At 45.1% G+C, this 12,359-nt stretch carries 15 protein-coding genes and 7 tRNA genes; 14 read left to right on the forward strand and 8 right to left on the reverse strand.

Annotated elements, in window-relative coordinates:
• Positions 1-121 precede the first annotated feature (121 nt).
• The 3 genes from M1L66_RS27580 to M1L66_RS27590 all read left to right on the forward strand — a co-directional run bounded on the left by M1L66_RS27580 (position 122) and on the right by M1L66_RS27590 (position 2,717).
• Positions 122-1,219, forward strand: a complete 1,098-nt coding sequence (locus M1L66_RS27580) for an ABC transporter substrate-binding protein (protein ID WP_434688943.1) — start codon at positions 122-124, stop codon at positions 1,217-1,219.
• Positions 1,220-1,339: 120 nt separating this feature from the next.
• Positions 1,340-2,107, forward strand: a complete 768-nt coding sequence (locus M1L66_RS27585; protein WP_434688944.1) for an ABC transporter permease — start codon at positions 1,340-1,342, stop codon at positions 2,105-2,107.
• Between the two features lie 10 nt (positions 2,108-2,117).
• Entirely contained in the window at positions 2,118-2,717 is a 600-nt protein-coding gene (locus M1L66_RS27590; RefSeq protein ID WP_117622617.1) for an ABC transporter ATP-binding protein, read from the forward strand.
• Positions 2,718-2,776: 59 nt separating this feature from the next.
• Here the strand turns inward: M1L66_RS27590 and M1L66_RS27595 are convergent, their stop codons facing one another.
• The 3 genes from M1L66_RS27595 to M1L66_RS27605 all read right to left on the reverse strand — a co-directional run bounded on the left by M1L66_RS27595 (position 2,777) and on the right by M1L66_RS27605 (position 4,968).
• The gene (locus M1L66_RS27595) at positions 2,777-3,490 is read right to left on the reverse strand and encodes a hypothetical protein (RefSeq protein ID WP_055656595.1); all 714 of its coding nucleotides are present in this window, start codon (positions 3,488-3,490) and stop codon (positions 2,777-2,779) included.
• 205 nt (positions 3,491-3,695) lie between these two features.
• A complete protein-coding gene (locus M1L66_RS27600; protein ID WP_187019949.1) occupies positions 3,696-4,502 on the reverse strand; it encodes a glycosyltransferase family 2 protein in 807 nt (268 codons plus the stop codon).
• A 1-nt stretch (position 4,503) separates the two neighbouring features.
• Positions 4,504-4,968 carry a methylated-DNA--[protein]-cysteine S-methyltransferase gene (locus M1L66_RS27605; protein WP_434694335.1) on the reverse strand — a complete coding sequence of 155 codons (465 nt, stop codon included), beginning with the start codon at positions 4,966-4,968 and terminating at the stop codon, positions 4,504-4,506.
• A gap of 744 nt (positions 4,969-5,712) precedes the next feature.
• Between M1L66_RS27605 and M1L66_RS27610 the strand changes: the two genes are divergently transcribed.
• From M1L66_RS27610 to M1L66_RS27645, 8 genes are all read left to right on the forward strand, one after another.
• Positions 5,713-5,787 (forward strand) — tRNA-Pro (locus M1L66_RS27610).
• A gap of 54 nt (positions 5,788-5,841) precedes the next feature.
• A tRNA-Gly gene (locus M1L66_RS27615) sits at positions 5,842-5,912 on the forward strand.
• A gap of 3 nt (positions 5,913-5,915) precedes the next feature.
• Positions 5,916-5,989 (forward strand) — tRNA-Arg (locus M1L66_RS27620).
• A 40-nt stretch (positions 5,990-6,029) separates the two neighbouring features.
• A tRNA-His gene (locus tag M1L66_RS27625) sits at positions 6,030-6,105 on the forward strand.
• A 46-nt stretch (positions 6,106-6,151) separates the two neighbouring features.
• Positions 6,152-6,223: transfer RNA gene (locus M1L66_RS27630), tRNA-Gln, on the forward strand.
• A gap of 4 nt (positions 6,224-6,227) precedes the next feature.
• A tRNA-Lys gene (locus M1L66_RS27635) sits at positions 6,228-6,300 on the forward strand.
• 417 nt (positions 6,301-6,717) lie between these two features.
• Positions 6,718-6,797, forward strand: a tRNA-Leu gene (locus M1L66_RS27640).
• A 244-nt stretch (positions 6,798-7,041) separates the two neighbouring features.
• On the forward strand, positions 7,042-8,025 hold the full coding sequence (locus M1L66_RS27645) for a Cthe_2314 family HEPN domain-containing protein (RefSeq protein WP_434688945.1): 984 nt from the start codon (positions 7,042-7,044) through the stop codon (positions 8,023-8,025).
• 66 nt (positions 8,026-8,091) lie between these two features.
• On the opposite strand, the gene M1L66_RS27650 is transcribed toward M1L66_RS27645, so the two are convergent.
• The 3 genes from M1L66_RS27650 to M1L66_RS27660 all read right to left on the reverse strand — a co-directional run bounded on the left by M1L66_RS27650 (position 8,092) and on the right by M1L66_RS27660 (position 9,797).
• Positions 8,092-8,262: a hypothetical protein gene (locus M1L66_RS27650; RefSeq protein ID WP_412329759.1), complete on the reverse strand. Its 171-nt coding sequence runs from the start codon at positions 8,260-8,262 to the stop codon at positions 8,092-8,094.
• 74 nt (positions 8,263-8,336) lie between these two features.
• Positions 8,337-9,281, reverse strand: a complete 945-nt coding sequence (mobV, locus tag M1L66_RS27655) for a MobV family relaxase (RefSeq protein ID WP_412329760.1) — start codon at positions 9,279-9,281, stop codon at positions 8,337-8,339.
• A 120-nt stretch (positions 9,282-9,401) separates the two neighbouring features.
• Positions 9,402-9,797: a cysteine-rich VLP domain-containing protein gene (locus tag M1L66_RS27660; protein WP_412329761.1), complete on the reverse strand. Its 396-nt coding sequence runs from the start codon at positions 9,795-9,797 to the stop codon at positions 9,402-9,404.
• Positions 9,798-10,148: 351 nt separating this feature from the next.
• Here M1L66_RS27660 and M1L66_RS27665 point away from each other — a divergent pair, with 351 nt between their 5' ends.
• Positions 10,149-10,961 (forward strand): helix-turn-helix domain-containing protein, encoded by an 813-nt coding sequence (locus M1L66_RS27665; protein WP_434688946.1) that lies wholly within the window; start codon positions 10,149-10,151, stop codon positions 10,959-10,961.
• A 99-nt stretch (positions 10,962-11,060) separates the two neighbouring features.
• Here the strand turns inward: M1L66_RS27665 and M1L66_RS27670 are convergent, their stop codons facing one another.
• Positions 11,061-11,321, reverse strand: a complete 261-nt coding sequence (locus M1L66_RS27670; protein WP_412329763.1) for a helix-turn-helix domain-containing protein — start codon at positions 11,319-11,321, stop codon at positions 11,061-11,063.
• 116 nt (positions 11,322-11,437) lie between these two features.
• Between M1L66_RS27670 and M1L66_RS27675 the strand changes: the two genes are divergently transcribed.
• The gene (locus M1L66_RS27675; protein ID WP_412329764.1) at positions 11,438-11,746 is read left to right on the forward strand and encodes a hypothetical protein; all 309 of its coding nucleotides are present in this window, start codon (positions 11,438-11,440) and stop codon (positions 11,744-11,746) included.
• Here M1L66_RS27675 and M1L66_RS27680 read toward each other — a convergent pair.
• Positions 11,710-11,970 (reverse strand): helix-turn-helix domain-containing protein, encoded by a 261-nt coding sequence (locus tag M1L66_RS27680; RefSeq protein WP_412329765.1) that lies wholly within the window; start codon positions 11,968-11,970, stop codon positions 11,710-11,712. The genes M1L66_RS27675 and M1L66_RS27680 overlap by 37 nt on opposite strands.
• 197 nt (positions 11,971-12,167) lie before the next feature.
• On the opposite strand from M1L66_RS27680, the gene M1L66_RS27685 reads away from it, so the two are divergent.
• The gene (locus tag M1L66_RS27685; protein WP_434694337.1) at positions 12,168-12,305 is read left to right on the forward strand and encodes a SymE family type I addiction module toxin; all 138 of its coding nucleotides are present in this window, start codon (positions 12,168-12,170) and stop codon (positions 12,303-12,305) included.
• Positions 12,306-12,359 lie beyond the last annotated feature (54 nt).

A 12,359-nucleotide genomic window follows, 5' to 3' on the forward strand; every position in this document is an offset into this window, starting at 1 on the left:
GCGAGGAGAAATCATCGATCGCGGGATTCCCCATGCCTTTTTTGGTGTGGTTTTTTTATTTCATAGTCAAGTGACTATGCCGCCGGGTTATTGATACGGACAGAAAGCGAGGATGATAATTATGAAAAAAGTATTACCTGTACTCATGGCTCTTGCCATGACGGCGGCGGCTCTTACCGGCTGTGCAAAGAACGGCGGTGAGACAGCGGCTGAAACCACAGCAGCGGCTGCCACAGAGGCTGCTGCCGAGACAACTGAAGAAGAAACCACAACAGCTCCTGAAACGGAAGCGGAGACGGAAAGCGCCGGCGCTGCGTCTTCTGACTTTACGCTTCGCATCGGTTCCTTAAAAGGGCCTACCTCCATGGGACTGGTCAAGTTGATGGATCAGGCGTCAAAGGGCGAGGCAAAAGGTTCCTATGAATTCACCATGGTGACCGCAGCCGATGAACTGCTTGGAAAGATCGTGAGCGGAGATCTCGATATCGCTCTGGTACCTTCCAACATGGCCTCCATCATTTTCAACAAGACCAACCACGGCGTTAATGTTTTAAATATCAATACTCTGGGAGTTCTGTACGTAGTATCGTCCGATGACTCCATCAAATCCATCGCGGATTTAAAAGGAAAAACCGTTTACTTAACCGGCAAGGGAACGACACCGGATTACGCACTTCAGTACTTATTGAAGGCAAATGGTATGACCACGGATGATGTCACTCTCGAATACAAATCAGAGCCGACCGAGGTTGCCGCTCTCTTAAAAGAAAAGCCGGATGGTATCGGACTTCTTCCGCAGCCATTCGTCACAGTGGCCATGGCCCAGAATGACACCCTCAAGATGGTGCTCGATCTGACCAGGGAATGGGAAGCCGTATCCGGTGAGGACGGCGGAAGCCTCGTAACGGGTGTAACCATCTGCCGCGGTGAATTATTCGAAGAACATGGTGATGCAGTCAAAACATTTATGGAAGAACAGAAAGCATCTGCCGCATTTGCCAATGAGAACGTAGCCGAGACAGCCAAACTCGTAGCAGCCGCGGGCATCATCGAAAAGGCCCCGGTGGCAGAAAAGGCGATTCCATACTGCAGCATTACCTATATTGACGGAAGCGATATGAAAAACATGCTCTACGGATATCTTTCCGCTCTGTATGAAATGGACCCGACCACAGTGGGCGGCGAGCTTCCTGCGAAAGACTTCTTTTATATGCCATAAATAATGAATAGTTAAGTATGTATCCGGCGGCCGGTCTCCGGCCGCTGAATTTTTGCAGTAAGCTGTCTGGTAAATTTAGTACGGTTAAGTTCAGACAAAATAAGCGAGGAGGGTCACACCATGAAACCATCAGGTCTGGGGCGAAAAGCCGGCATCATCTGTTTCTGGCTGGTGCTCTGGCAGTTTATCAGCATTGCCGTTCACAATTCCATTATCCTGGTCGGCCCCGCGGAGGTTGCGGGGGCGCTGATTGCCCAGATCTCCACGGCGGAATTCTGGAGGACGATTGGTCTTACCTTCGGCAAAATCAGCACCGGATTCTTAGGTGCGTTCCTGGCCGGCATCCTGGCGGGAAGCGCCGCCTGCCGTTTTCCATTCTTAAAGGATTTGCTGGAACCCGTCATGGTTCTGGTCAAATCGGTGCCGGTGGCTTCCTTCGTCATTCTGGCGCTGATCTGGATCGGTTCCAGAAACCTGTCGGTCTTTATCGCGTTTCTGGTGGTATTTCCCATGATCTACATCAATACCATCGCCGGGCTTCACAGCGCGGAGCCCCAGCTTCTGGAGATGGCCAGGGTCTTTCATATGTCGGGCTGGAAGAAATTCCGTTACATTTACTGGCCCGCCCTGCTTCCCTATCTCATAAGCGGCGCCAATATCAGTCTGGGCATGAGCTTTAAATCCGGTATCGCGGCCGAGGTCATCGGTGTGCCAGACCACTCCATCGGTGAAAAACTCTACATGGCAAAAATCTATTTGAGCACAGCGGATCTATTTGCCTGGACTCTGGTAATCATTGTCATCAGCGGCCTGTTTGAAAAGGTCTTCATCGAGCTTCTAAAGGCGGCAGAACGCCAGAACAGAGCGAAAAGAAAGCGGGGTGCGTGAGCCAATCACTATGGAAATTACAGTAACGAATCTCTCAAAATCATTTGACGGGCGACAAGTCTTCAGCCAGGTCAGCCAGACCTTCCGGACCGGAGACATATACTGCCTCATGGGCACCTCCGGCTCGGGAAAGACCACCTTCTTCCGGATTCTCCTCGGACTCGACCAGCCTGACAGCGGAACGGTATCCGGGACAGAGGGCGCATTCCTCTCGGCGGTCTTTCAGGAGAACCGCCTGTGTGAATCTTTCTCTTCCCTCGATAATGTGCTGATGGTCTTCCCGAAGGTAACGAAGGAAATACGGGAGTCCGTAAAGGAAGATTTATGTAAACTTCTCCCCGAAGAATCCATCTACCGGCCGGTCTCCACCTTAAGCGGCGGAATGAAGCGGCGTGTTGCCGTCTGCCGGGCGCTGGCGGTGCCATTTGACGCGGTCCTTATGGATGAACCGTTTACCGGTCTGGATGAGGACACACGAAGAAAGGTCATCGAATTTGTCAAACAGAAGACAGCCGGAAAGCTGGCGATTATCAGTACCCATCAGGAGGAGGATGTCCCCCTTCTGGGCGGCAGTCTGATCCGCCTTACGGCAGAAGAAAAAGGGATATGACCCCATCACTCCGGGTCATATCCCTTTTCTCTTACTTGTTCCAATCCGTCAAAACCGGATTATTTAATCTTAAATGATTTTACTGCCTCTTCAACCTGCTTGGAAACGGCCTCATCAGTTGACATAACCGTTCCTGTCGCACAGGAGTAGGTCTGCTTTGCCGCGTCATAAGAACCGGATTCAGCAAGGTAGTGAATCCCGTCGTTAGGATTCGTGTACTTCATGGAGTACTGGAAGGTCTGGCTTCCGTCATCTTTCGTCTTCACATCGTAGGAAAGAATCGCCATGTCATCGCCGCGGCTCACCATATTCTTGTATTCTTCCGCTGTATCCGGATAAATCTCACGGATAGAGTCTGCGGAACTGCCGCTGATCGTCATGATTTCCAGCATGTCGTCACCGCTTGCGGAAAGGAAGGTCACATATTCATCGTCGCTTCCCTCATCGATGGTCCAGCCGGCCGGGACCTTGATCTCAAACTTGCCGTTGGCTGCCTTAAATACGCCGTCGGAACCAATCTCGCCCGCTGCAGATGCGGTAGTTTCTTCCGCGGCCTCATCAGCCTCATCCATCTCTTCCTCTTCTGCCTGGTCTTCTTCCTCTGTACTTTCAGCTTCTGACGCTGTCGTCTCTGCCCCGGTAGTGGTTACTGCCTCTGTCGTTGCCTCTGTGGAAGCGGTTGTCTCTGTCTTATCTTTTGATCCGCACGCAGTTACTGCCATCATAACGGCTGCCGCCACTGCCAGCGTAATGATCCTGCTGTTCTTTCTCATAATAATCTCTCCTCATAATCTGTCTTAACTTGTTGCGACGAAGAGGATTATAACATGTTCAGATTCTTTTGTATAGTGTATTAAAAGAACCGAAAGAATCACAAACAATTCTTAATAAACTTTATGTTCTGTTTATCATGTTCTCATTATTTTCCTTTTGTTACCGGCCGGAATCCGCGCCATGCGGAGCCGGAAAACAGGCCTCTCAATGGCCGTCCGAAGCGATGGAGATCAGGAATCGATTGATCTTCCCTTTATTTTCCTCGTAGAGGTCAATATTTTCATAAAGTTCTTTATAATAGGTAAATATAAACTTTTTCGTCTGAATCGTATTCTTCATCGTGGCTTCCTTCGCCACCAGGCTGTTCTTCGTCTTCACGTAATAGTAGGTGGGATACGGCAGCGCACAGATGCGCTCCGCGTAACAGAGGTACTGAAGGTTGAATAGAAAATCTTCACACCAGTTCAATTCCCTGCTGCATCGAAGCATATGTGTGTTCAAAATGTCCCGGCGGTACAGTTTATTCCACATGACTCCGTAGTAAAAGTTGGCCGGTTTTTCCATCATGTGCTCCGCAAAGCCTTCCCTGGTCATAACCTCGTATTCCTTGATATGGCCTTTTCTTCTTATTTTATCATGGTTGACACGGAAAAAATGGGTGATGACCATATCGCAGGAGCTATGCTCTGCCGCGGATACCATCATCCTCGTGGCATCCGGGGTGACCCAGTCATCACTGTCCACAAACTGCAGGTATTTCCCCTCTGCCTGGTCCATTGCCAGATTGCGGGCGTCGGATACCCCGGACTGCTCCTTGCGGATTACTTTGATCCTGGCGTCCTGCTTTGCATACTCACGGCATATTGCCAGACTCCCGTCTTCACTTCCGTCATCTACCAGAAATACCTCCAGCTCCTGGTAATCCTGCTTTAAAATACTGTCAACACACCGCTTCAGTGTCTTCTCCGAATTATGAATTGGAACAATTATACTCACCAATGGCAGCTGCACGTTACTTTCCTCCCCGCTCTGTTTCCAGCAGCTTTATTTTAATAGGAAGTCCGCCCCCATACCCGGTCATGCTCCCATCCGCACCGATTACCCGGTGGCACGGAATCAGAATCGGGATGGGATTGTGGTTATTGGCCATCCCCACCGCCCGGAATCCTTTCGGGCTTCCGGCAAGGATCGCAATGTCCCTGTAGCTTCTCGTCTCCCCATAAGGAATGGTCAGAAGCGCGTCCCAGACTCTTTTCTGAAATGGTGTTCCCTCCGGTCTCAACGGCAGATCAAATGCCGTGCGCTTACCGGCCAGATACTCCGCAATCTCTTTGGCGGCCTGGAGCGTTAAGTCTGTTTCCTTTTGAACGCCCTCCTTCAGAGGGATTCTGCCGAAGCTGATACTGCTCACCGCGCCGTCCGTATCTCCTATGGTGAGCGGACCCAGTGCGGATTCGTAAAATTCATAATAAAGCATGGGGATTTTCCTTTCTATGGATATCATCTGTGGCTCTCTTCGATCGCAGTCCGCGATCGATGTCTTCTACCGGCTAGTATACCATAAACAGGCGGTTTCGGCACCCATTTGGCGGCTTCCCGCCGGATTTTATATTTCTTCTCCCATTTTTCAAGATTTCCTCATATTTCTTTAAGTTTTTTTATGAAATGTTTATGGTGCGGACAAATTTATGACACAATTTTCTCCTATACTAAATAATGTAAAGGAACCCCACCCTTTTAACATTGACTTTTTATTTTTCATACTCGGCCGGCAGTAACCCGATGGTTACTGCCGGCCCCTCCCATTTATGGGGGATTTTTTATTTTATAGCAGTTCAGTCTTGGCTTCCAGCTGCCGCTGTCCGGTCCGGCGCTTTCGTTTTCTGGACCTTTCCTGTGACTTTGCAGGGCATTAACAGTTCTTAATACGCAAAATTTTCGTTCAGTGAAAATCCCCACCTGTCTGAACACAGCGAGTTTGGGGATTTTCACTGGCTTTTAGTAAAATCCTGCACATTTAGAAATGCTTATGCCCGAAACCGGAACTGGAAAGGTCCAGGAAACGAAAGCGCCGGACCGGGAAGCGGCAGCTGGAAGCTAAGGCTGAACTGCTACTTTTTTTTATTTTTTTCAAATAACGGTTGACAAGTTTTGCAGTATCGTATATAATAACTCTTGCGTCGCGAGACGGTGGATAAAAATTACAGAGAAATTCTGTTTACGGGGTGTGGCTCAGCTTGGCTAGAGCGCCTGGTTTGGGACCAGGAGGTCGCAGGTTCGAATCCTGTCACCCCGATGATAGTAAAAAGATAACATTTGTTATTTTAACTACTGTCTCTCATGTTTATCTGCGGGTGTAGTTCAATGGTAGAACACTAGCCTTCCAAGCTAGATACGTGGGTTCGATTCCCATCACCCGCTTGTGAGTCTGTAGCTCAGTTGGATAGAGCAACGGCCTTCTAAGCCGTGGGTCGGGGGTTCAAATCCCTTCAGGCTCGTTTCACATCAATTAACCAGCGATGTGTGCGATTTGTTTATGGTGGGTATGGCGAAGTTGGTTATCGCGCCAGATTGTGGCTCTGGAGGCCGAGGGTTCGAATCCCTCTACTCACCTTTCCCTTATAGGGAATTTTTTTTTATCTGGAATTATCATACGATATTGGGCCATCGCCAAGCGGTAAGGCACAGGACTTTGACTCCTGCAGTCGCCAGTTCGAATCTGGCTGGCCCAGCTTTGGGATACTAGCTCAGGTGGTAGAGCACTTGACTTTTAATCAAGTTGTCCGGGGTTCGAGTCCCCGGTGTCTCAGTAATGATATGGTATGTAAAGACCATCCAAAAAAGTCGTCGAGTACGACTTTTTTTTGTGGAGTAAAGCTTCCTCTTTTTACGTTCTCATTTGACATTATTTTATCACTCTGTGCGACGCAACATACGGCACCTAAAAAACTTTTAGGCTACCTAAATATTTTTGTATATTCTGTATTCAATCTAGTATTTTCCTAAATATTTTTTAGATACTATGCGGATTGCCCTTTTTCCTCCTCCTGTATATAATAATGGTATCAAAGAAAGAGAGGTGTTACATATGACATATTTAGCATATATCGTAGTATTCTCACTGCTGGCATTGGAAATCTATCCGATTATCCGCAAAGGTGCTCACAAAGCTTAATTATAAATTCTTGACATTTCCGCCCTCAGATGGTATCATCCATTGGTGTCAGCGGGTATGGCGGAATTGGCAGACGCGCCAGATTTAGGTTCTGGTGGGAGACCGTGCAGGTTCAAGTCCTGTTACCCGCACTGAATCATGATAATCCGAACCCGGTTCCAATAGGGGACGGCTTCGGATTTTTAATTTATTTTTAGTGCAAAGCAAAAGCGGCGGTATCGTGAGTGATACCGCCGCTTTTTAATCTATTAACGGAGTTAAATTTTAGGAAGCTATTAAAAATAAATTTATGTATCAAGTCTTTTTTTCTTTTATATGGTACAATTAAATAACAATTCTTACACGACAAAAATTGATGTAATAGGGAGTGATTGTATGGAGGGAGAGATTATGGATTTAAACACATTTAGAAACGATAAAGAAATTATTCAATATTTAGAGGGACAATTGGAAAAAATAGATAGTTTAAATGAATGTAGATTATATAAAGAAGAGCAACTACAGTTAACTGATGAAATGATTCATTTTAGAAACTGTATTGAGTGGATTATTCGTTCAAATCAAGTGATTAAAAATGTTAAATATGCTTTAACAAGGTGCTTAAAATATGCTGAAGCTATGACATGGCCTTTAGAAGAAACAGATAACAAAGAACTATACTCATATTATCTGGAAGATGCTGTTTACCGTAATTTAGTACTTTGGGATATATTTCGGCAACTACTTAATGAATTTTATGAGTGCGGATTTTCAGAAAGTGATAATATTAGTATTTACAAGTTTTTGAGGGAAAATAAAAATAAAATTGGTGTTGATAAGGTCAACGGTATTTTAAATTATATCAATAGTTCTGACCACAAAATGGTTAGAGAAACTTTAAGGAATTCTTTTACTCACTCTGTTGAGGCAACATCTTCTTATTTTTTTCATAGGAATATAAATGGTAAAATTCAGCCTCAAATGGAATACTTTTTTCCAAAACATCCGTTTGAAAATTTGAATTTTGTTGTAATGGATGTTCTCAAATTAATTGATTTATTAAATCAGGTCATAAATGAGATGCATGAATATCGTAACAATAATTTCATTTTACTCAAAGTTATTACAATAATGCCATGTGGAAAAGAAATTGAAGATTCGGAGTATTGGAACTTTGGAATACTCAAGGAAAAATACGAGCAAATTATTGTACCATGTGAAACACATTGTGATAAGGCAAATAAATACAATGAAACTTATGTATGCAAACCCACTAAAATTATTTTTCAAAGAATTCATTCTAAACCTGAACAAACGATTGAAACATTAATACCAACAATGACATTTTCGGAAATAGAATCAGCATTTGGAATCGGCTGATAATGAAATGTCAAAAAGCGTATGTCAGCAAAAGCGGCGGTATCGTGAGTGATACCGCCGCTTTTGTCATACATTCTTTTCTATGTCTGTTTCTCCTGCCCTCCGCGCCTTCCATTCCTCAAACTCTTTTTTACCCTCCGGGCTTTCAAAGAATTTTTGTATTTCAGGAAGTAAGCACCGGGCAAGGGCTTCTATCTCGTGTTGTGGGATATTTGTGTCCGGCTGCTTTTTGGTCATAAATCCCCTTTCTCAATATTTAATTTTCAATGTACAATGCCGCTATACAGCGGTGTGAATTTTAAAACATATCATTACCTGTCCTTTGTAGAATGGCGTTGTTCCGACCGTACTTGTTCCAATACCTCCGGGGGAATCCGCTCTATAAGCCGTTTCATATTATATAAATCACTTTCCAGCTTCGCCTTTTCCATTGTATTTTTCATCTTTCCGGCTTCGCTGGCTTTGGCTCTCGTTTCCAGCTTTTTATTTTCTTCCAGCAGGTCATTGATAGTAACCTTGTACTTTTTAAGTTGTCCGCTGAAATTCTCCATCTGCGGAAACCATTTTTTCAGCATAGAGAGGGCCTCTTCCTTTTTCTTACCAGCGTTCATCACATTGATACTGTCCAGCGTCTTTTCAATGGCTGCGGCCTGTTTAGATAATGACACAGCCTGTTTAAACAGCCGGGTAGGGATATGCCTGCGTCCCGTCTGCCGGGAACTTTCCCCTCGTTCCAAGTCGGGAAAACCCTTAACCATACAGGCGTGAAAATCGTCCTGCCATCTTGACAGGCTGGCCCGGTTCCCTAAAATTTCTTTCGCACACAAGCGATTATCCTTCGTCAGCGGCACAAAAGTCAAGTGCATATGGGGTGTCCGCTCGTCCATGTGAACAACTGCCGATACAATATTTTCCCGGCCTACGCGCTGGATAAGGAAGTCCGCCGCCCGTTGAAAAAAGGCTTCTGTCTGCTCCCGTGTCTTTCCCTTGAAAAATTCCGGGCTGGCGGTTATCAGCGTATCGACAAACCGGGTACTGTCCTTGCGTGTTCTGCACCCGGCCTGCTCTATCCGGCTCTGGATAAAATGATAATACCGGCCCTCCGGCTTTACGATATGGAAATTGTACTTACTTTTTGACATATCAATGTCGGGATTGCTGGCGTACTTTTCTTTCTGCCTTTCGTGGTGGGCTTCCAGCGGGCGCGCCGGATTGCCCTTGTGCTTTTCAAACCGTAAAATGGCATATTGCGGCAATCTGTCAATCCTCCTTCCTGCGGACGGTTAGAAGCGTATTTTCTGGGGAAAAGGTACTGACATACCACTTTCCCCGGAACACCGCCCGCATCTCTTTGTAGAATAAGGCTTTTCAAGGTCCTATTTGTCCGCCCGGCCCCTCCGTTTCCTGTCGCTGGCGCTCTTCTGTTCCCGATGCACCTTTACGGCACAAAGGCCGCAATATTTAGCCCGGTTGGAGTGGGGAACAAAAGCTGCACCACATTTTGCGCACCGCTTTACATTATCGCGGCTAAAAATTTCTGCTTCTAACGCTTTGTCCTGCGGTAAGACTGCCCGCCGGAACCATGTACAGCATACGGAATAGGAAATTATCTGCGGGCATGTACAGGCTTCCCCATCGTACAGCAAAAGACAATGGCCGCTTTCATAGTTACAGCAGGTGTTCCGTATCAGCGCATTGGCCCGTTTTCTCTGCGTCGGCGTCATACGCGGCAGAGAGCCGCCCGGCCCACGCTCGATTGGTTGTAGTTGCATATAATCAATCCTCCGTTTTGGTTATTTTTATCCTGTTCGCTTCTTTTCCGTTCTCCCCGAAAGCTGTTCCTGCCCCCTTCCGGCGGCGTTTCCCGGTGTTGGTACGCTCTCCGCAGCTTCGGGCCAAGTTGGCCCGAAGTGGTGTCATGGCGATACTTCCCCTGTCGGTGGTATCTCTTTTGGACGGTAATTCACTTGTTTATGTTCACCGATGAACTAACATAAGTGTATACTTTTTTTACCGTCCGTCCCGTATATCCAAGAAGTCGGAAATTCGTTTGGAAAAGTAGATATTTCCACGCTCTCGGAAATATGGTAGAATTAAAAAATCATAGGAATGGGGGTGGGGAAATGGCGTTGACTATACAGGAACGGCTAAAAGATTTGCGGGTGGAACATGGGCTGACGCTGGAACAGCTTGCAGAGGAAGTGAACCTGTCTAAATCCGCGCTAGGCAGCTATGAGGCTGACGACTTTAAGGATATAAGCCACTATGCCCTGATTAAGCTGGCAAAGTTTTATGCTGTTACCGCTGACTACCTGCTGGGGCTGACAGAAACAAGAAGCCACTCAAACGCTGATTTTGCTGAACTTCGTTTGAGCGACAAAATGATAGATTTACTGAAAAGTGGGCGGATTGATACGGCCCTACTCTGTGAATTAGCGACGCATAAGGATTTTGTAAAGCTGCTGGCGGATATTGAAATATACGTGAATGGTATCGCCGCTTCCCAAATCCAGAATTTGAATACATGGGTAGACGTTGTGCGGGCTGAAATCATGGACAAGTACCAGCCAGGGGAGCATGATAAAACGGCCCACCTGCTGAACGCAATCCATATACAGGAGGGCGAATATTTCAGCCAACGGGTGCATAATGACATTGATTGTATCATGGAGGATATAAAAGAAGTCCATCGGGGACGAAATGAAAGCGTTTCGGAAAATTCAGCCGCCGCTGAACTCAAAAAAAGTTTGGACGAAATAGCAGACTTCAAGGGGAGCCGTTTGGAACAATTAATTATGTTATTCTGCAAACAAACGAAATTAAAGTACAGCCGTTTGACAGAGGAAGAAAAGCAATGGCTGACCAGAATTGCACAGAAATCTGAACTGCTAAAAACTTCTATCCCGCAAAGAGGGAAAAAGAAATCATTAGATTAGCAGTTAAAGCGGACGCTGATCTCTGCCATAGATATTTCCATACAGTAAGAAGAAGGCCACTCAAACGGTAATACTTTGAGCAGCCTTCTTTTTACTGTATTATGGATTACTTTTATTCTGGTTATCAATCAGAACATCAGAACTGACTTTGAGCACTTCACAGATTCCTTTCAGCTCGATATCAGTCACAAACCGCTGATAATTCTCAATTCGTGTAATGACATTCTTATCAAGATTATATCCGGCTAATTGTAATTTATCAGCCAAGTCTCTTTGAGATAGCGAAAAGTGCTTGCGTAACTCAACAAGTTGTGAACCTATAAGATTTTTTTGTCCATCTTTAGAAAGTATCTTTGCCATCTAATTCCCTCCCTCTATCAATAAAAAGTTTGTATCACTTTTTGCACCAATCCTCTTGATTTTATATCAGGAATGGAATATAATCGGTTGTAAAAGTGAGACAAGGGAGGAATAACATGATTAAAGGTAGTGAAGAATTTAAAGAAATAATTTACAATTTAATGATTGGAGCGTTTGATTTAGAGCATTATCCAATCGAAGAAAGTCAATATGTATCAAATGAATACGAGGAAGAAAAATTTTGTTACAAGGCATATCAAGAAATTTATAATGCCAACTGCCGCATTTGTGAACGTCTGGGCGTTGATATTGATGAGGACAACGACGTGGAACTTATCATCAATAACTTATTAGACATTGGTAAATATTTATCAATGAAAATGTATGACTATGGCGTTTTCTTTTCTTCTCCATCAATCAAATAAGCATAGCTGACATGGAATAATTCCGATAATGCTTTCAGTTCTAAATCTGTGACATATCTTTTGTTGGTTTCGATACGGGTAATGACATTCTTATCCATATCAGTGCCAGATAACTGTAATGCGCGGGCTAAATCCCGTTGTGACAGCCCATGCGATTCTCTAAGTTCTTTCAAGCGTGAACTGATTAAATTTTTCTCGCCTGTTTTGGTTCGTGGCTTTGGCATATGATTTCCCCACCTTTTGTATCATAATATGCACTTTAGTTTATCCCAAAACTGACGGCTTATCGGTTGTAAAAGTGAGACAACAATAGAACAACACATAGCATTTAAGCATCTATTGACAAGGAGGGGTACTACTGTATAAAAAGCTAAAAGTTTATGAAGGCAGTCAGAGGAATTATAAATCTGTTCCTAAAATTATTTTATCCGGCCAATGGTTAGAGGCAATCGGTTTTTCAATCGGTAATCAGATTGAAGTGGAGTATTCCGATGATAAGATAATTGTTACCAAAGTTGCAGAGGCAGAAGAAAATACAAGCGAGAAGTGCAAGGGTTGAAATATTATATATGTTGTGTCACTAGCGTTAAGCAAATAGCAAAGTCAGGCGAGT

The organism is Hungatella sp. SB206 (assembly GCF_051132295.1).
Taxonomy (GTDB): domain Bacteria; phylum Bacillota; class Clostridia; order Lachnospirales; family Lachnospiraceae; genus Hungatella; species Hungatella effluvii.